Annotated in this window: 17 protein-coding genes; 6 read left to right on the forward strand and 11 right to left on the reverse strand. The window is 67.0% G+C overall.

Annotated elements, in window-relative coordinates; translation table 11 throughout:
• Positions 1–13: 13 nt before the first annotated feature.
• The 5 genes from FQS62_RS01855 to rpsU all read right to left on the reverse strand — a co-directional run bounded on the left by FQS62_RS01855 (position 14) and on the right by rpsU (position 4,161).
• Positions 14–514 carry a protein tyrosine phosphatase family protein gene (locus tag FQS62_RS01855; RefSeq protein ID WP_208043921.1) on the reverse strand — a complete coding sequence of 167 codons (501 nt, stop codon included), beginning with the start codon at positions 512–514 and terminating at the stop codon, positions 14–16.
• Positions 515–540: 26 nt separating this feature from the next.
• Entirely contained in the window at positions 541–2,280 is a 1,740-nt protein-coding gene (dnaG, locus tag FQS62_RS01860; RefSeq protein WP_208043920.1) for a DNA primase, read from the reverse strand.
• 61 nt (positions 2,281–2,341) lie between these two features.
• Complete coding sequence (locus FQS62_RS01865) at positions 2,342–3,262, reverse strand: YihY/virulence factor BrkB family protein (protein WP_049402636.1); 921 nt, start codon at positions 3,260–3,262, stop codon at positions 2,342–2,344.
• Between the two features lie 105 nt (positions 3,263–3,367).
• Entirely contained in the window at positions 3,368–3,811 is a 444-nt protein-coding gene (locus FQS62_RS01870; protein WP_005412032.1) for a GatB/YqeY domain-containing protein, read from the reverse strand.
• Between the two features lie 134 nt (positions 3,812–3,945).
• The gene (rpsU, locus tag FQS62_RS01875; RefSeq protein WP_002808376.1) at positions 3,946–4,161 is read right to left on the reverse strand and encodes a 30S ribosomal protein S21; all 216 of its coding nucleotides are present in this window, start codon (positions 4,159–4,161) and stop codon (positions 3,946–3,948) included.
• A gap of 166 nt (positions 4,162–4,327) precedes the next feature.
• Between rpsU and tsaD the strand changes: the two genes are divergently transcribed.
• A complete protein-coding gene (gene tsaD / locus FQS62_RS01880; RefSeq protein WP_010484223.1) occupies positions 4,328–5,353 on the forward strand; it encodes a tRNA (adenosine(37)-N6)-threonylcarbamoyltransferase complex transferase subunit TsaD in 1,026 nt (341 codons plus the stop codon).
• 142 nt (positions 5,354–5,495) lie between these two features.
• Here tsaD and FQS62_RS01885 read toward each other — a convergent pair whose 3' ends face one another.
• On the reverse strand, positions 5,496–6,161 hold the full coding sequence (locus FQS62_RS01885) for a hypothetical protein (protein WP_057501830.1): 666 nt from the start codon (positions 6,159–6,161) through the stop codon (positions 5,496–5,498).
• Positions 6,162–6,520: 359 nt separating this feature from the next.
• On the opposite strand from FQS62_RS01885, the gene folB reads away from it, so the two are divergent.
• The 4 genes from folB to FQS62_RS01905 all read left to right on the forward strand — a co-directional run bounded on the left by folB (position 6,521) and on the right by FQS62_RS01905 (position 11,210).
• Complete coding sequence (folB, locus tag FQS62_RS01890; protein ID WP_005415016.1) at positions 6,521–6,874, forward strand: dihydroneopterin aldolase; 354 nt, start codon at positions 6,521–6,523, stop codon at positions 6,872–6,874.
• Positions 6,875–6,962: 88 nt separating this feature from the next.
• Entirely contained in the window at positions 6,963–8,234 is a 1,272-nt protein-coding gene (locus FQS62_RS01895) for a mechanosensitive ion channel family protein (protein WP_049449407.1), read from the forward strand.
• A 128-nt stretch (positions 8,235–8,362) separates the two neighbouring features.
• Positions 8,363–10,537, forward strand: a complete 2,175-nt coding sequence (locus tag FQS62_RS01900) for a glycoside hydrolase family 3 N-terminal domain-containing protein (protein WP_049449405.1) — start codon at positions 8,363–8,365, stop codon at positions 10,535–10,537.
• Between the two features lie 130 nt (positions 10,538–10,667).
• Positions 10,668–11,210 carry a hypothetical protein gene (locus FQS62_RS01905; RefSeq protein ID WP_226053545.1) on the forward strand — a complete coding sequence of 181 codons (543 nt, stop codon included), beginning with the start codon at positions 10,668–10,670 and terminating at the stop codon, positions 11,208–11,210.
• 70 nt (positions 11,211–11,280) lie between these two features.
• Here FQS62_RS01905 and FQS62_RS01910 read toward each other — a convergent pair whose 3' ends face one another.
• Entirely contained in the window at positions 11,281–12,450 is a 1,170-nt protein-coding gene (locus FQS62_RS01910; protein WP_208043025.1) for a PQQ-dependent sugar dehydrogenase, read from the reverse strand.
• A gap of 168 nt (positions 12,451–12,618) precedes the next feature.
• On the opposite strand from FQS62_RS01910, the gene yiaA reads away from it, so the two are divergent.
• Complete coding sequence (yiaA, locus tag FQS62_RS01915; RefSeq protein WP_005407812.1) at positions 12,619–13,071, forward strand: inner membrane protein YiaA; 453 nt, start codon at positions 12,619–12,621, stop codon at positions 13,069–13,071.
• A gap of 93 nt (positions 13,072–13,164) precedes the next feature.
• On the opposite strand, the gene FQS62_RS01920 is transcribed toward yiaA, so the two are convergent.
• The 4 genes from FQS62_RS01920 to FQS62_RS01935 all read right to left on the reverse strand — a co-directional run bounded on the left by FQS62_RS01920 (position 13,165) and on the right by FQS62_RS01935 (position 16,521).
• On the reverse strand, positions 13,165–13,488 hold the full coding sequence (locus FQS62_RS01920; RefSeq protein ID WP_033833647.1) for a hypothetical protein: 324 nt from the start codon (positions 13,486–13,488) through the stop codon (positions 13,165–13,167).
• A gap of 109 nt (positions 13,489–13,597) precedes the next feature.
• Positions 13,598–14,899 carry an APC family permease gene (locus FQS62_RS01925; protein ID WP_088479733.1) on the reverse strand — a complete coding sequence of 434 codons (1,302 nt, stop codon included), beginning with the start codon at positions 14,897–14,899 and terminating at the stop codon, positions 13,598–13,600.
• Positions 14,896–15,657 carry a L,D-transpeptidase family protein gene (locus FQS62_RS01930; protein WP_049449394.1) on the reverse strand — a complete coding sequence of 254 codons (762 nt, stop codon included), beginning with the start codon at positions 15,655–15,657 and terminating at the stop codon, positions 14,896–14,898. The genes FQS62_RS01925 and FQS62_RS01930 overlap by 4 nt, the downstream gene beginning before the upstream one ends.
• 15 nt (positions 15,658–15,672) lie before the next feature.
• Positions 15,673–16,521, reverse strand: a complete 849-nt coding sequence (locus FQS62_RS01935; protein ID WP_088479731.1) for a MurR/RpiR family transcriptional regulator — start codon at positions 16,519–16,521, stop codon at positions 15,673–15,675.
• Positions 16,522–16,783: the final 262 nt, after the last annotated feature.

Here is a 16,783-nt window from a genome sequence, read left to right on the forward strand (position 1 = left end):
TGGTGCGGAGGGTTCAGGGCGAAGTGATCGGCGTGGCCAGACGCTGGCGGGTGGCAGCTTCCAGTGACTTCAGGCCGGCGCGCTGGCCGAGCTGCAGTGCCTGTTCCGGGCTGGCGTGTTCGTAGCGTGCGTTGACCAGGCCGAGCACGGCGCCGGCGCGGTTGCCGGACGCGCAGTGCAGCAACACCGGCCCCTGGCTCTGCTGCAGGGCCTGGTGCACGGCACGGATGTTGGCGGCATCGAGCCCCTCGGCGCCGGCCACCGGAATGCGCACATAGCGCAGGCCCAGCGATTCGGCCGTGCGGGTCTCATCGAAACCACGGTCCTCGTCGGGCTGGCGCAGGTCAATCACCGTGCGTACGCCCTGTGCGGCCAGGGCCTGCAGCTGTGCGGCGCTGGGTTGGCCACCGGCATACAGGCCGGCGCGGACTTCGTTGAGGGGCGCGTCTTCGGCCAGGGCCGTCAGTGGCAGGCAGAGCGACAACAACAGCAGGCAGGTCAGGCGCAGCGGCATGGTCCTCTCCGTGAAACGTTCTGCTGCTACAGGCGCAGCCCGGCGCGGGCCTTGAGCAGCTCGCGCAGTTCGTATTTGTCAGTATCGTCCAGACCCTGCTGGCGCTGCTTTGCCAACAACTCCTCCAGACGTTGCACCAGCAGCTGTTTCTCCAGCTGGGCCACCGCGTCGTGCAGCTCCTGGGTCCAGCTGGCTTCGGTGCCGGGCAGCGTCTGTGCGGCCAATGTATGCAGCGAGGCCTGTTCCTCGCGGCCGTCGAAGTGTTCCAGCAGGGCGCCGGTGCTGATGTCCGGGCGCTGTTCGACCAGCCCCAGCAGCTCCAGCAGCAGTTCCACACCAGGCAGGCGAAGGCCCTGGAAGTGATGCTTGCCGCCCAGGGTCAGCGCCAGCGACGGCTGCTGCAGCAGCACGGCGATCGCGCCGCGCACCAGGCTGCGCCTGGCCACCGGCTGGATCGTGCGCGAAGGCTGGCGTTGCGGCATCGGCGCGCGTGCAGCCTGGGCGTTGCCGCCGAGCCCGGTCAGCTGCGCCAGCTGCTGCTTCATCAGGTCGCCGAAGGCACCGTCGGGAATCTGCGCCAGCATCGGCTTTGCGCGTTCGGCCAGGCGCGCCTTGCCGTCCAGCGTGCCCAGGTTGATCTCGCGGGTCAGTTCATCGAAGAAGAACTGCGACAGCGGCGTGGCCTGCTTCAGGCGCTCGTTGAAGGCCTCGGCGCCTTCCTTGCGCACGATGGTGTCCGGGTCTTCGCCATCGGGCAGGAACAGGAAGAAGGCCTGGCGGCCATCCTTCATGCGCGGCAGCACCGACTCCAGCGCCTTCCAGCCGGCGCGGCGGCCGGCGGCGTCGCCGTCGAAGCAGAAGAACACGTCCGGCGCGTTGCGGAACAGCAGCTCGGCATGGTCCGGCGTGGTTGCGGTACCCAGTGTTGCCACCGCCTGGGTGACACCGAACTGGAACAGCGAGACCACGTCCATGTAGCCCTCGACCACGATCAGCCGCTCGATCTTCTGGTTGGCCTGACGCACCTGCCACAGGCCGTACAGTTCGCGGCCCTTGTGGAACAGCGCGGTTTCGGGCGAGTTGAGGTACTTGGGGCCGTCGTCCTTCTCGAACACGCGGCCACCGAAGGCGATCACCCGGCCACGGCGGTCGAAGATCGGGAACATCACCCGGTCGCGGAACTTGTCGTAGACGTGGCCGCGGTCATTCTTCGAGAACAGGCCGGCGCGGTCGAGCAGCTTCATGCGCCGCTCGTCCTTGCCCAGTGCATCGCGCAGGCCGCTGTAGCCATCCGGGGCGTAGCCGATCTGGAAGCGCGCGCGGTTCTCTTCGTCCACGCCACGCCCATCAAGGTAACTGCGTGCCTTGTCGCTGCCTTCCAGGTTCTTCTGGAAGAACCGGGCGGCGGCATCCAGTGCCGAATACAGCTCGCGGCTGTCGTCCTGCTGCTGGGGGCTGCGCGGGTTCTCGTTGCGCGGTACTTCCATGCCCGCGCGCTTGGCCAGCTCATCCACCGCGTCGAGGAACTCGAGGCGGTCGTAGTTCATCAGGAAGCTGATCGCGGTGCCGTGCGCGCCGCAGCCGAAGCAGTGATAGAACTGCTTGGTGGGCGAGACCGTGAACGACGCCGAGCGCTCGTCATGGAACGGGCAGCGCGCGGCGTACTCCTTGCCCTGGCGCTTTAAAGGCACGCGGCTGCCCACCACCTCGACGATGTCGGTGCGGGCGAGCAGGTCGTCGATGAAAGCGTCGGGGATACGGGCCATGGGCAACAGGGCAGGGCGCGGTGCAGGACCACGCGACGGAACCGGGGGCGGTCGGCCTAGTTTACCCCCTGTCGGGCACCTGGCTGGCGGTTGCCGGATCAATGCCGGCTGCGGCCAGGTGATGACGCGCGCGCAGGCGCTCATCGATCACCGCCGTCATCAGGGCGCCAACGAAGAACACGACGGTGGCGTAGTAGATCCAGACCAGCGAGATCACCAGCGCACCCATCGAGCCGTAGGCACTGCCGGGGGCCACGGTGGCGATGTAGACGCCGATGCCATAGCGGCCCAGCGCGAACAGTGCCGAGGTGATGACGCCGCCGATGAAGGCCTGGCGCCACGCCACGCGACGGTCGGGCAGGTAGTGGTACATGAAGGCGAACCCCACCGCGTACAGCAGCAGGCTCGTGACGTACCCCAGCGCGGGCAGGATCGAGGGCAGTTGCGCGAAGGCTACTTGCAGCACCGTGGTGGCGGTCATCGACAGGATCAGCAGGAAGCCCAGCGCCAGCACCACGCCGAACGAGAACACGCGCTTGCGCAGCCAGGCCTTGAGGCCTTCCAGGCGCTCGCCGCTGGTGCGGAAGATCAGGTTCAGTGCGTTCTGCAGCTGGGCGAACACGGCGGTGGCGCCGACGAACAACAACAGCGTGCTCCACACGCCCGCCAGCGAGCCGACATCCGGCTGGTTGTCAGCGTTCTTCAGAACGGTTTCGGCCACGGTAGCCGCGCTGCTGCCGGCCACCGAGCTGATCTGGTCGATCAGCGCCTGCTGGGCCGGTGGGTACAGCGAGGCGGTCAGCCACAGCAGCAGCACCAGCAACGGCGCCATCGACAGCAGGGCGTAGAAGGAGACGGAAGCTGCCTGGGTCAGCACGTCGACGTCGATGAAGCGCTTGGCCACCGCCATCGGGAAGCTGTCCTGCAGGCGCTTGATGTACTTGCGCAGTGACACGGGAACGTTGGGCTCGGGTTCAACCATGTGTGCGGTTGTAGCAGGCGACCGACGAAGGTGCGGTGAAGCGGGTGCATCAATGGGGTCAGAGCCCTTCCGTGTCGCGGAAGGGATCCGACCGCAAGTGCTGGATTACGCCAGCAGCTGCTTGACCAGCTTGGAGACCAGGCCCATGTCGGCCTGGCCGGCGAGCTTGGGCTTCAGTGCGCCCATCAGCTTGCCCATGTCGGCCGGGCCGGAGGCGCCGGTTTCGGCGATGGCGGCCTGGATGGCGGCCACGATCTCGGCTTCGCCCATCTTGGCCGGCAGGTAGGCTTCGATGACCACGATCTCGGCGCGCTCGATCTCGGCCAGGTCTTCGCGGTTGGCGGCTTCGTACTGGCTGACCGAGTCCTTGCGCTGCTTGACCATCTTGTCGAGCACGGCGATCACGGCGGTGTCGTCCAGTTCGATGCGCTCGTCCACTTCGCGCTGCTTGATGGCGGCATTGATCAGGCGGATCACGCCCAGCTTGTGCTTCTCGCCCGCCTTCATGGCGGCCTTCATGTCTTCGGTGAGCTGCTGCTTCATGCTCATGAGGAACCTCGTGGTGGTAGGTGGGGCGGGGGCGGATGCCCGAACCCGGAAACGCAAAAAGCCGGCGACGCTCGCGCGTGCCGGCTTCGGCTCCATCGCGACAGGCAGGCCCGCCGCAATGAAGATGCGTCCGATCAGTACAGGCGCTGACGCTTGGTGACGTCGCGCGACGAGCGGCGCAGCTGACGCTTCACAGCAGCGGCGGCCTTGCGCTTGCGCTCCTGGGTCGGCTTTTCGTAGAACTCGCGCTTGCGGGTTTCGGCCAGCACACCGGCCTTTTCGCAAGTGCGCTTGAAGCGGCGAAGAGCAAACTCGAAGGGCTCGTTCTCGCGGACTTTGACGCTGGGCATGGAATCTCCGGGACACAGTAGAACCGGGTCACGCCCGGCGAGCCGCACATTATAGCGGCGAATCAACAAACTGCAAGCGGCCAACCCTGAATACGGGCCGGGGGTTCGAAAGCAGTGAGATCTGCACGCTCCCCGAGGGGGCGGCAGGGGCGTCATAATAGCAGGCATGCGAGTCCTTGGCATCGAATCTTCCTGTGATGAGACCGGCGTGGCGGTGTATGACACCGACCTTGCCGGCAGCGCGGCCCTGCGCGCCCATGCGGTCTACAGCCAGATCGCCCTGCACGCCGAGTACGGTGGTGTGGTGCCCGAGCTGGCCAGCCGTGACCACGTCCGCAAGCTGCTGCCCCTGGTGCGCCAGACCCTGGCAGACGCTGGCCTTGGCGTAGACGACATCGACGGCGTGGCCTACACGGCCGGCCCCGGCCTGGTTGGTGCGCTGCTTGTGGGCGCAGGTGTGGCCCGCTCGCTGGCCTGGGCGCTGGAGGTACCGGCCGTGGGCGTACACCATATGGAAGGCCACCTGCTGGCCCCGCTGATGGAAGACGACCCGCCGGAAGCGCCGTTCGTGGCACTGCTGGTGTCCGGTGGCCATACCCAGCTGGTGGCGGTGGATGCGATCGGCCAGTACCGCCTGCTGGGCGAAACCCTTGATGATGCGGCCGGCGAGGCCTTCGACAAGACCGCCAAGCTGATGGGGCTGCCGTACCCGGGCGGCCCGCAGCTGGCCAGGCTGGCCGAGCAGGGCACGCCGGGCGCGTACCGCTTCGCGCGGCCGATGACCGACCGCCCGGGGCTGGATTTCAGCTTCTCCGGCCTGAAGACCCAGGTCCTGATGGCCTGGCGCGACAGCGACCAGAGCGAGCAGACCCGTGCCGACATCGCCCGGGGCTTTGAAGATGCGGTGGTCGAGACCCTGTCGATCAAGTGCGAGCGCGCGCTGGAAGCGGCGGGGACCAACGTGATCGTGGTGGCCGGCGGCGTCGGCGCCAACAAGCGCCTGCGCGCCCGCCTGCAGCAGATGGCCGAGCGCCTCGGCGGCCGCGCCTGCTTCCCGCGGCCGGCACTGTGCACCGACAACGGCGCGATGATCGCCTTCGCCGGCGCGCTGCGCCTGCAGGCCGGGCAGCACAGCCCGCCGAAGGTGGATGTGACCCCGCGCTGGGACATGGCGACCCTGCCGGCGGTCTGAGCCCCCCGGCCGCGCGAACCGCTCGATCGGCGTTTGTAGAGTCGAGCTTGCTCGACTGGGCGCAATGACGGACACAGAGCAGTCGAGCAAGCTCGACTCTACAGGCAGGCCTCCGTAGCGCCGGGCCACGCCCGGCTACACATTACGGACGCCCTGCCAACGGCGACGCGGCCAACACCGTCGTCGCCCGCTCATGGCGTTGCAGCCAGCCCAGCGTGTGCGGGCAGCGGGCGTGGATCAGCCGCCCGATCGCGGCCAGGTCGGCCCCGATGTCGCGTTCCAGGATGGGCTCGTGGTGCGCGATGCGGTTGCGTAGGTGGCGGATGCGTCCGATATCCGCATGGATGGCTTTCCTGACGGCACTGGGATGAGCAGAGGGAGCATGCTGCAGAACCCTGCTGAGTGCGGGTATCCAAAGCGTGGAGTCGAAGCGACAGGTGAAGAGCTGCTGCCAGAACACCATTGGCAGGTTGGCGACGATCCCAGGTGTATCGGTTACGCGGCTGGCAAGTTGTTCCAGTGCCGTGCGCGGAGAAGTACTGGATGAGGTTGGCAGCCTGCGTCGGAAGGCATCATTCCAGGGCCAACGCGGGCCATGCTGCCGGGCGAGCACAGCTGCAGCGGCGTTGCGGGTGACCACTTCGCACAGATGGACCGGCATCATCAGTGCACTGCACATCCGCATGTTCCACAGGTACAGGGATTCGGCTGTGACGTCGGGGCTGCAGGTCGATGCGATTCTCTCGTAAGTAGACAGACGCTCCGCTGACAACGCGCGCCGCAGTACATCGTAGGGAGCCATCGTCATGTGCGGTGGTGAAGGAGGGATCGATGTTCGCCAGAGTGGGCGGCGGCGACCATCAGGGAACGTCGTTGTCCGCGCGGCTGATTTTCTGCGTTTTGCCTCGGACGAATACCTGACCTGCCCTGTCGGAATTGGCCTTGACCGGCGATCTGGTCCTTGCCTAATCTGCGTGCCTGCGCCACCGGGACTCGCGGCTGGATTCCAGCTCCCCCCGGGGACAAACGGTAGTACCAAAGGGCCCTGCTAGTGGGGCCCTTTGTCTTTTCCGGCTCTGTCTCCCTGCCGGCCGCTCACCGCCCGTTCCGGGCAGGCTCACCGCCGTGCCGTTACCATGGCCGCCTGTATTCGTGCCGGTAAGCGCAATGGACAAGGTTTTCATCGAAGGGCTGACGATCGACGCCCTGATCGGGATCTACGATTGGGAACGACGGATCCGCCAGGACCTGGTGTTCGACCTGGAAATGGGTTTCGACAACCGTCGCCCCGCTGCCACCGATGACATCGCCCACACCCTGAACTACAAGGCGGTGAGCAAGCGCCTGGAGCAGTTCGTGCGCGAGTCGGAATTCGGCCTGGTCGAGACCCTGGCCGAGCGCTGCGCGCAGATTGTGCTGGACGAATTCGACGTGAAGTGGCTGCGCCTGAAGCTGAGCAAGCCGGGCGCGGTGCGCGGTGCGCGCGCGGTGGGCGTGATCATCGAACGTTCGCGGGACTGACCCGGTTGCGCCGGCCATTGGCCAGCAGACCCGGTAGTGCCGGTCGTTGGCCGGCAACCTCAACAGCAATGAAGAAAGGAGACAACTGATGGTGGACGCGGTGGTGGCGGTACAGTGGCTGGAAAAGCTGCAGAACACACTGGAACCCTATCCCGGCGCCTACCTGGCGTTGATGATCTCGGCGCTGCTGATCGCAGCCGGCCTGGCCAACTGGGTGACCAAGCGCATCCTGGTGCGTGGCCTGCGGCGCCTGCTGCAGCGCCTGCCGGGTGCCGAGTCCGGGCGTGGCAGCCACCTGATGCGGGTCATTTCGCGCCTGTCCAACGTGGTGCCCAGCCAGGTGATCGCCTCGGGCATCACCCTCATCCCCGACCTGCCGCCGGGCCTGGTCAACGTCATCATCAAGCTGTGCATCGTGTGGGCCGTACTGACGGTGTCGATGGCGTTTTCGCATGCGCTGGACGCGGCCAACAGCCTGTACGAGCGCAAGCCCGATGCGCGCAACAAGCCGATCAAGGGCTACCTGCAGGTGGTCAAGATCGTGGTGTTCGTGGCCGCCGGCCTGTCGATCATCGCCACCCTGCTGGGGGTGAAGCTGGGCCCGCTGGTCACCGGCCTCGGCGCAGCCACTGCGGTGCTGATGCTGATCTTCCAGGACACCATCCTGTCGCTGGTGGCCAGCGTGCAGATCAGCGGCGATGGCCGTGTGCGCATCGGCGACTGGATCGAGATGCCCAGCCAGAACGCCGACGGTGATGTGATCGACATCGCCCTGCACACCATCACCGTGCAGAACTTCGACAAGACCATCACCACCATCCCGACCAAGAAGCTGGTGACCGAGTCGTTCAAGAACTGGCGCGGCATGCAAGAGGCCGGTGGCCGCCGGATCAAGCGCGCGCTGTACCTGGACCAGCACAGCGTCGGCTTCCTGGATGAGGGTGATCTGGCCTTCCTTGGCGAATTCGCGCTGTTGCGCGACTACCTGCAGGCCAAGGAGCAGGAGCTGGGCCAGTGGAACGGGCGCCTGCGCGAGCAGGGCGTGGCCGAGGTCAACAGCCGCCGCGTGACCAACCTGGGTACCTTCCGGGCCTATGTGGAGCGCTACCTGCGCAGCCACCCGGGCATCCATACCGATATGACCCTGCTGGTACGTCAGCTGCAGCCGACCACCGAAGGCCTGCCGCTGGAGCTGTACTGCTTCACCCGCAGCACTGCCTGGGGCGAGTACGAGGCGGTGCAGTCGGACATCTTCGACCACCTGTTGGCGATCCTGCCGGCGTTTGGCCTGCGGGTGTTCCAGGCCTCCAGCGACGCCATGTTGATGGCCGGGCAGCGCCAGTTGGCCGGCTCGGAGTAAGCTGCGGTGCCCCCGGCGGGGCCATACGGTCCCCGCTGGTGGCTGAAACTGAATGAAGAAACCTCTCGCCAAACGGCTCGGGATCGCTAGAATGCCGGGCTTGTAAACGTTTTCATCAAGGACTGCCGGTGGCCTCCGATCGCATCGAATCCCTCATTGCCCAGATGACCGTCGAGGAAAAGGTCGGCCAGCTGGGTGTCTTCGCGGACATGGTCCGCCCGTTCGCCCCGGACGTGAACCCGGAAGCCAACGTGCGCAATGCCGACCAGGTGCTGCAACAGGTGCGCGAGGGCAAGGTCGGCTCGCTGTTCAATGGTGTGGGCGCCGAACTGGGCCGCCGCATCCAGCAGGTCGCCACCGAGGAAAGCCGCCTGGGCATCCCGGTGATCCTGGCTGCCGACGTCATCCACGGCATGCGTACCGTGTTCCCGATCCCGCTGGGCGAGGCCGCCAGCTTCGAGCCGGACCTGGCCGAGCGCACCGCGCGCGCCACTGCCATCGAGGCCACCGCTGCCGGCCTGCACTGGACCTATGCCCCGGCCGTGGACATCGCCCGCGACCAGCGCTGGGGCCGTGGCGCCGAAGGTGCCGGTGAGGACGTGGTACTGGGTTGTGCGTTCGCCGCCGCCCGCGTGCGTGGCTTCCAGGGCAGCGACCTGCGCGCTGCCGATTCGCTGCTGGCCACGCCGAAGCACTTCGCCGCCTACGGCGCGGTGATGGCCGGCATGGAATACAACATGGTGGATATTTCGCCGCAGACCCTGCGCGACGTGCACCTGCCGCCGTTCAAGGCCGCTTTCGATGCCGGCGCGATCACCGTGATGTCCTCGTTCAACGACATCAACGGCGTGCCGGCCAGTGCCAACGCCGAACTGCTGACCGACATCCTGCGCGGCGAATGGAAGTTCCCGGGCGTGGTGATTTCCGACTACACCGCCGACATGGAACTGGTCGCGCACGGCTATGCCGCCGACGACCGCGATGCCACCGCCAAGGCGTTCACCGCCGGCCTGGACCTGAGCATGCAGAGTGGCTTCTATGCCGAGCACCTGCCTGGCCTGGTCGAGAGCGGCGACGTGCCGATGAGCGTGCTGGATGAGGGCGTGCGCCGCATCCTGTGGCTGAAGGAAACCATCGGCCTGTTCGACGACCCGTACCGTTCGCTGGACCCGGCGCGCGAAGCCGACACCTCGCACATTGCTGCGCATGACGCACTGTCGCGCGATGCCGCACGCCGTTCGATCGTGCTGCTGAACAACCGCGACAACGTGCTGCCGCTGCAGAAGACCGGTCAGAAGATCGCGCTGATCGGCCCGTTCGTGCAGGACCGCGAGAACATCGAAGGCTGCTGGACCCTGTTCGGTGACAAGCAGCGCTACGTGGACCTGGAAACCGGCGTGCGCGCCGCCATCGGCGATGAAGCATTGCTGGAGATCGTGCCGGGCTGCGAGCTGGAAACCGCGATTCCGGGCGGCACCGAAGCCGCGGTGGCGGCCGCGCTGCGCGCCGACGTGGTGGTGTTGGCGCTGGGCGAACCGCAGCGTTACAGCGGTGAAGCGCAGTCGCGCGTGGAGATCACCCTGCCGCCGGCACAGCAGGCACTGGCCGAGGCGGTGGCGATGACCGGCAAGCCGCTGGTGGTACTGCTGCGCAACGGTCGCGCGTTGGCGCTGCAGGGCGCGGTGCGCAATGCACAGGCGGTGGCGGTGACCTGGTACCTGGGCACGCAGACCGGCCATGCCGTGGCTGATGTGCTGTTCGGCGACTACAGCCCGTCCGGCCGCCTGCCGGTCAGCTTCCCGCAGGTGTCCGGCCAGCAGCCGTACTTCTACAACCACCCGCGCACCGGCCGCCCGGAACTGCCGACGATGTCGGAGTTCAAGGCCCGTTGGCGCGAGATCCCGAACGAACCGCTGTACCCGTTCGGCCACGGCATCGGCTACACCACCTTCGCCTACGGCGTGCCGCAGCTGAGTGCGGCGCAGCTCGGCTGGGAGGACACCCTGACCGTCACCACCACGCTGACCAACAGCGGCGACGTGGCCGGCGAGGAAGTGGTGCAGCTGTACATTCACGACCGCGTGGCCAGCCGCGTGCGTCCGGTGCGCGAACTGAAGGACTTCCGCAAGGTGGCACTGGAGCCGGGCGAGTCGACCGACGTGGTATTCACCCTCACCCGCGAGCAGTTGGCGTTCACCGGCCGCGACGGCGTGCTGCGTGCCGAGCCGGGCCACTTCGACCTGTGGGTCTGCGCCTCGTCGGCGGCAGGCGAAGCCGTGCAGTTCGAGCTGCTGAAGGCCTGATCGAAGAAAAGGGGACGGAGGGGATTAAGTCGTTTGTGGCACTAACGACTTAATCCCCTCCGTCCCCTTTTTGTTGTCCTCACTGCGGCGGCGCTACCATCGGTGTTCTTGAACCGATGGATGCCCGCGCATGCGTACGATCGCTGTGTTGATTCCCGCCCTGCTGCTGGCGGCCTGTTCGCAGCCGGCGCCGCCGGCCGAGCCCGCGGCCGATGCTCCACCGCCGATGGAGGCCAGTGCTGCGGCGACGCCTGCGGCTGAACCGGCGACGCCGACAGCCGAACCTGCCGCAGCCGCACCGTCGGATGCGCCCGCGGAAGACGCGCGTGCGCGCATCGAGAGCGTGCTCGGTGATGCTGCGCAGTACGAAAAGGTCTTCAACGCGTTCAAGACCGCCGTGGTCGGTGGTGATCGTGCTGCCGTGGTCGAGGAAGTGCGCTTCCCGTTGAACATCAGCGGTGGAAAGAAGATCACCAGCCCCGGTGAGTTCCAGCGCAACTACGAGAAGATCATCACCCCGGCGGTGGTCAAGGCGGTGTCCGAACAGGACTTCGGCAAGGTCTTCGTCAACCAGCAGGGCGTGATGATCGGCGATGGACAGGTGTGGTTGAACGGGCAGTGCCTGGACCAGACCTGCACGAAGACCGAGGTGAAGGTCATCACCATCCAATGAGCGCAGACGGCCCCGCGTGCGGGGCCGTTGCGGACAGACGTGCCGGCCAGCGGCCGGCACTACCGGGGCATCAGGTCTTCGGTGTCAGCTTCAGCAGGCGCGCCTTGCTGCCGTCTTCCAGCAGCCACAGCGCGCCATCCGGGCCCTGTTCCACTTCGCGGATGCGCTCGCCCATGTTGAAGCGCTCGGCTTCGCGCGCGCTGTCGCCATCAAAGGCCACACGCACCAGCGAGGTCGACGACAGCCCACCGATGAAGCCGCTGCCCTTCCATTGCGGGAACAGGCTGCCGCTGTAGATCACGAAGCCGGCTGGCGAGATCACCGGCGTCCAGGTCACCTTCGGCGCGGCGAATTCCGGGCGGGTGCTGTGGTCGGGAATCGGGCGGCCGTCGTAGTGGTCGCCGTTGGAGACGATCGGGTAGCCGTAGTTGGCGCCGCGCACGATCAGGTTCAGTTCGTCGCCGCCGGCCGGGCCCATTTCATGCGCCCACAACTTGCCGTTGGCGTCGAAGGCCATGCCCAGGATGTTGCGGTGGCCCAGCGACCACACCTGCGCGGCCACACCGCCCTGCGAGGCGAACGGGTTGTCGGCGGGCAGGCTGCCATCATCGTTGAGGCGGATGATCTTGCCGAGGTTGCCGCCCATGTCCTGCGCCGGATCGAACTTCTGGCGCTCGCTGGAGCTGATCCACAGCTTGCCATCCGGGCCGAAGGCGAGGCGATGCCCGTAGTGGCCCTCGCCGCTGACCTTGGGGCTCTGTCGCCAGATCACCTTCAGGTCCTTCAGCTGGCCGGCACCGTTGGCATCCAGCGCCAGCGTGGCACGGGCCACGGCAGCGCCGCGGGTGTCCAGCGTGCCTTCCTCGGCATAGCTGAGGTAGATCACGTGGTTGCTCGCGAATTGCGGGTGCAGGATCACGTCACCGAAGCCGCCCTGGCCGCCGTAAGCGACCTTCGGAACGCCGGTGATCTCATGCTTCTGGCCGCTGGCCAGGTCCAGGTGCTGCAGCTTGCCGCGCTTTTCGGTGACCAGCAGGCTGCCGTCCGGCAGGAAGGTCATCGCCCACGGCTGGTCGAAGCGGCTGATTTCGGTGGCGGTGAACGGGCGCTGGTCGGCAGCGATGGAGGCTGCGGGCGCTGTGGTCTGGGCGCCGTTGGCGGCCGGGTCGGCGGCATTGCAGGCGGAGGTGGCAAGGATCGGCACCAGGCCGAGGGCGAGCAGCAGGGGCGTGCGGGTCATGGGTATCTCCAGTGCGGGGATGCGGATGGCCGGGCTGTCCCTTGTATACCACTGGCGCCGTGAGCGTCGTGGCCCGAAGGTCCTGCGCCCCCTGTGCGAGCGCGGCGGGATCGTCTAGGGTGGGCACGCCCGGGCAAAGCGTGCCCGTCTGCCTGCCAAGGATCTGCAATGAACACTGCCATGCCCCACAAGCCCTCCACCGCCTTCATCGCCGCCTCATGGGTGGCCCTGCTGCTGGGTGCGGCGGCCTACCTGATCGGTCTGTTCAACGCCACGATGGCGCTCAACGAAAAGGGCTACTACCTGACCCTGCTGCTGTTCGGCCTGTTCGCGGCGGTGTCGCTGCAGAAGAGCGTGCGTGACCGCGTCGAGGGCATTCCGGTGAGTGGCCTGTACTACGCGCTGTGCTGGTTCGCACTGCTGTCGGCGTTGATGCTGCTGCTGGTTGGCCTGTGGAATGCCACGCTGGCACCGAGCGAGAAGGGCTTCTACGGCATGGCGTATGCACTGTCGCTGTTCGGCGCGGTGGCGGTGCAGAAGAACACCCGCGACCTGATCGCCGCCGGTGGCGGTGAGAGCAAGCGCAGCGCGGTCGTGCCGCCGCTTCCGGAACAGGAGTGATCGATCCGGTGTAGAGCCGAGCCAATGCTCGGCTGTCGTGCGGCGTTTGTGGAGTCGAGCCGAGCGTAGGCTCGGCCCGACAAAAGCATGGCGTTATCGCTTCAACCGCGGATCCGCCAGCTGTGCATCCTCCCAGCCACGGCGAACGGCACCGCGCGCCTGCGCCCATTCCAGCCGGCTGCGGCCACGCTCGCTGGCCCAGCGCGACTCCAGTTCAGCTTCGACCTGTTCGTAGGCGCGGATCATGTCCTGCGCACGCGCGGCGTGGCCGATGCGGTAGGCCGGTTCATAATCCTCGAAGAACAGCTGGTCGTCGTAATACGGTTCGGCCGTGTAGCGCTCACGCCAGTAGTTGCTGACCGCATCACGCGGCGTGCTGTCGTCCGGTACGCGGCCGGGGATCTGGTACTCGGTCATGGAAGGCTCCGTTGTGGACGAAGCCTGATCGTGCCTGCGTGGCGGTTAACGGCCCGGTCCGGCAGCGTGATCGCCAGATCAATCCGCCGGGCATGCCCGGCGCTACCGGTCATCCGGCGTCGGCATCTTTTCGCGGCAGCTTGTAGATCACCGCGCCGATGGCGAACGCCACCAGCGCAGCAGCGATGTTCTGCCAGCTGGCACTGGCGAACAGGGCAACGCACAGCAGCAGCGCCAACACCGGAATCAGTGGACCGCCCGGCAGCTTCAACGCGCCGGGGCGGTCGGCATAGCGCTTGGCCAGCACCAGTACCGCAGCGGCCGTTCCGATGTAGGCGAACAGGCGCGTGGTCATCGACAGCAGGGCCAGCTGCACGAACGAACCGGACAGGGCCAGGCCCAGCGCGATCAGGCCCTGGCACAGGATCGACGCGGCCGGGGTATGGAAGCGGGGATGCACCTGCGCCAGGATCTTCGGCCCGTAGCCATCGCGGGCCAGCGCGAACAGGAAGCGCGGGCCCATCATCATCGTGTTGCTGTTGGTGCCGAGGATGGAGATGGTCGCGCCTACGGTGAGGATCAGCGCCAGTGCTTCGCCGCCAAAGCCGGCAGCGGCGTCGGCCAGCGGCGTGGCCGAGCTGGCCAGGCCGGCCAGCGTGCCCTGCGCCACCACCTGCACCGCGCCGTAGATGACGGTGACGGTGATGATCATGGTGATCAGCGCGAACGGAATGTCGCGGCGCGGATTACGATACTCGCCGGCGGCGGCCGGGATGTTCTCGAAGCCGGCATAGGCGTACAGCAGCAACAAGGCGGCTTCACCCATGCGCTGCAGGTCATGCGGGTCCGGGCGTTGTCCGGAGAAGGCCAGCTGCGGGTCGATGTAGAACGCGCCGATGGCCACGAACAGCAGCAGCGGCAACATCTTGCCGATCACCAGCACCACGCCGGTGCGCGCGGCCGAGCGCACACCGATGATGTTGACGCCGGTGAGGAAGCCCAGCGATACCACAATGATCGCGATGCGCCCCATGCCGGCACCCGCCCACGGCCAGAACCGCGCGACTGCGTCGGCCAGTGCATTGCTGAGTGCGGCCGCCGAGCTGATGCGGGTCAGCCAGATCATCCAGCCGATCTCGAACCCGGCGAAGCGGCCAAAGGCCTCGCGTGCATACAGGTAGCTGCCACCGGGCTCATCGAAGTAGCTGGCGGCCTGCGCGTAGCACAGCACCAGCAGCGCCACGACGATACCGGCGGCGACCACGCCCCACAGGCTGAAGGGGCCGAGCAGGGCGACGGTGGCGGCTGGGAGCAGGTAGATGCCGCTGCCGATCACATCGTTGATCGACAGGCCGACGATCTGCCAGCGGCTGACCGCGCGCTGCAGCTGCGGTTCGTCCTGCGCGCTCAACGGGCGTCTCCGCGCAGTGCGGGCAGCTGCCACTGGGCCTGCAGGCGCGTGTACTCGGCGCGCGGCAGCAGCACGAAGCGCGGCGCATCCTGCGGGCGCAACCAGTCCAGCAGGGCCTGCATGCGCGCCTGCGGCATGGCGGTGCAGCCGGCGGTGGCCTCACCCGGCTGGCGCCACAGATGGGCGAAGATGCAGCTGCCCTTGCCGGGCTGGTTGTCCGGGTTGTGGGCGATCACGAAGCCTTCCTGGTAACGCACGTCGCCCTTGTTGTGCAGGTCCAGCCGCATCGGCTCGGTGGAGCCCTTGACCGCTGCACTGCCGACCTTCTTCTCATCGACGATGCGGTTGTAGAACGGCGAGCCGGGTACGTCCATGCAGTAGCTGCTGTCCAGCATTGGCTGATAGGGCATCGCGGTGCCGGGGCGGGTGACGGCATAGCCGAACGCGCTGCCGAGCGCGAACACGCCCGCCGGGCTGCGGCCATCGCCTTCCTGCTTCTGCGGGCCATCGGCCTGCGCCGGGTGCAGGCCCAGGCCCCAGGCGCTGCCAGTGCGGCCCAGTGCCACCGGGAACGCCTGTCCATGCGCGTGCCAGCCCTTGCCATCACGCACATAGGCCTGCAGCTGGCCCTGCGTGCTGTCCCAGCTTTCGCTGGTGACCACGATCAGCTGGCGCGCACCCTCCAGCGGCGCAGCGTGGACGGACACCGCCGCGGCAAGCAGCAGCGCAGCGGTAGCGAGACGGACCAGCGATTTCATCAACAGGTGCTCCGGTCAGGAATCCAGCAGGTGGTCGATCCGCTCCAGGTTCACCGCCAGCTGCTGCTGGCGGTCCGGATTGGTGTGGCAGAGCAGCACGAACAGGAAATCGAGCAGGGCGTGCATGGCGCTACGGTACAGCAGCTGCGCGACCTGCGGCGTGCGATCGTGCGCGCACACCACAAGTGCTGCGTCAGCATGCGCGCGTAGCGGGTTGGCGGTATGGCGGGTGATGGAAATCACCTTGCCACCCATGTCCTGGAACTGGCGTGACAGCTGCGAAAGCTGCGGCAGGTTGCCGAATTCGGAGAACACCAGCAGCGCATCGCCGGGGCGCGCAGCCGACAGGTTGGCCAGCATCAGGATCGGGTCGGTATGCGGTACCACCAACAGGCCGAGCAGCGACAGCCGCATGGCGAACTCGCGTGCGAACAGGCCATCGTCACCCAGGCCGTACACGAACAGCTTCGGTGCGCCGTCAAGCAGCTGCACGATGCGCTCGATTTCCTCGCGTGGATTGGCCTGTCGGGTTTCCTCTTCGGCCTGTGCCTTGCTGCGGCGCAGGGCCTCGCCCAGGCGCAGGTAGTCATCGCCGCTGTCGGGTTCGCTGGGCGCCTGCTGCGGGTCCGCGCCAGCACGGGCGACATCCTGGCCGATCGAGTATTTCAGGTCCGGGTAGCCCTTGAAGCCGAGCTTCTGGCTGAACTTCACCACGCTGGATTGGCTGATGCCGAGTGCACTGGCCAGCTGCTGGGACGAGTAGTCACGCAGAAGGTGGGCGTTGTCGAGGATGAAGTCGGCGATGCGGCGCTCAATGGCCGACATCTGCCCGCGCTCGGTGCGGATTTTCAGCAGGGGCGGCATGCGGGGTATCCGGGCATGTGTAGGCGCGTTGCGGTTGGCAGCGTAGAGCGTGCCATGGAATGGGTCGGGCGGGTTCCAGCCGCGAAGAGGTTACGGAGTGCAGTTGTTGCCTTTGACGTTGAGTCCGCCTTCAAGCGAGCCGAGCACCGCAGGTCCGGCGAGGGCGAAGAGGCGCGGGTGTCTGAGCGTAGCGAGTTCCGCGCCGTCCCTCGGCGGACCGAGGAGCGCAGGGCACCGACGTGCGCAGCACGTCGGCTCGCGG

The sequence above is a fragment of the Stenotrophomonas sp. SBJS02 genome (assembly GCF_020428325.2).
Classification (GTDB): domain Bacteria; phylum Pseudomonadota; class Gammaproteobacteria; order Xanthomonadales; family Xanthomonadaceae; genus Stenotrophomonas; species Stenotrophomonas africana.

Bases quoted from the DNA above. Each gene is read 5' to 3' on its own strand.
- FQS62_RS01870 (WP_005412032.1), bottom strand. From the start codon at position 3,811: ATGAGCATGAAGCAGCAGCTCACCGAAGACATGAAGGCCGCCATGAAG.
- FQS62_RS01930 (WP_049449394.1), bottom strand. From the start codon at position 15,657: ATGAAATCGCTGGTCCGTCTCGCTACCGCTGCGCTGCTGCTTGCCGCG.
- FQS62_RS01920 (WP_033833647.1), bottom strand. From the start codon at position 13,488: ATGACCGAGTACCAGATCCCCGGCCGCGTACCGGACGACAGCACGCCG.
- rpsU (WP_002808376.1), bottom strand. From the start codon at position 4,161: ATGCCCAGCGTCAAAGTCCGCGAGAACGAGCCCTTCGAGTTTGCTCTT.
- dnaG (WP_208043920.1), bottom strand. From the start codon at position 2,280: ATGGCCCGTATCCCCGACGCTTTCATCGACGACCTGCTCGCCCGCACC.
- FQS62_RS01910 (WP_208043025.1), bottom strand. From the start codon at position 12,450: ATGACCCGCACGCCCCTGCTGCTCGCCCTCGGCCTGGTGCCGATCCTT.
- folB (WP_005415016.1), top strand. From the start codon at position 6,521: ATGGACAAGGTTTTCATCGAAGGGCTGACGATCGACGCCCTGATCGGG.
- FQS62_RS01855 (WP_208043921.1), bottom strand. From the start codon at position 514: ATGCCGCTGCGCCTGACCTGCCTGCTGTTGTTGTCGCTCTGCCTGCCA.
- tsaD (WP_010484223.1), top strand. From the start codon at position 4,328: ATGCGAGTCCTTGGCATCGAATCTTCCTGTGATGAGACCGGCGTGGCG.
- FQS62_RS01885 (WP_057501830.1), bottom strand. From the start codon at position 6,161: ATGACGATGGCTCCCTACGATGTACTGCGGCGCGCGTTGTCAGCGGAG.
- yiaA (WP_005407812.1), top strand. From the start codon at position 12,619: ATGAACACTGCCATGCCCCACAAGCCCTCCACCGCCTTCATCGCCGCC.
- FQS62_RS01935 (WP_088479731.1), bottom strand. From the start codon at position 16,521: ATGCCGCCCCTGCTGAAAATCCGCACCGAGCGCGGGCAGATGTCGGCC.
- FQS62_RS01895 (WP_049449407.1), top strand. From the start codon at position 6,963: ATGGTGGACGCGGTGGTGGCGGTACAGTGGCTGGAAAAGCTGCAGAAC.
- FQS62_RS01865 (WP_049402636.1), bottom strand. From the start codon at position 3,262: ATGGTTGAACCCGAGCCCAACGTTCCCGTGTCACTGCGCAAGTACATC.
- FQS62_RS01905 (WP_226053545.1), top strand. From the start codon at position 10,668: ATGCGTACGATCGCTGTGTTGATTCCCGCCCTGCTGCTGGCGGCCTGT.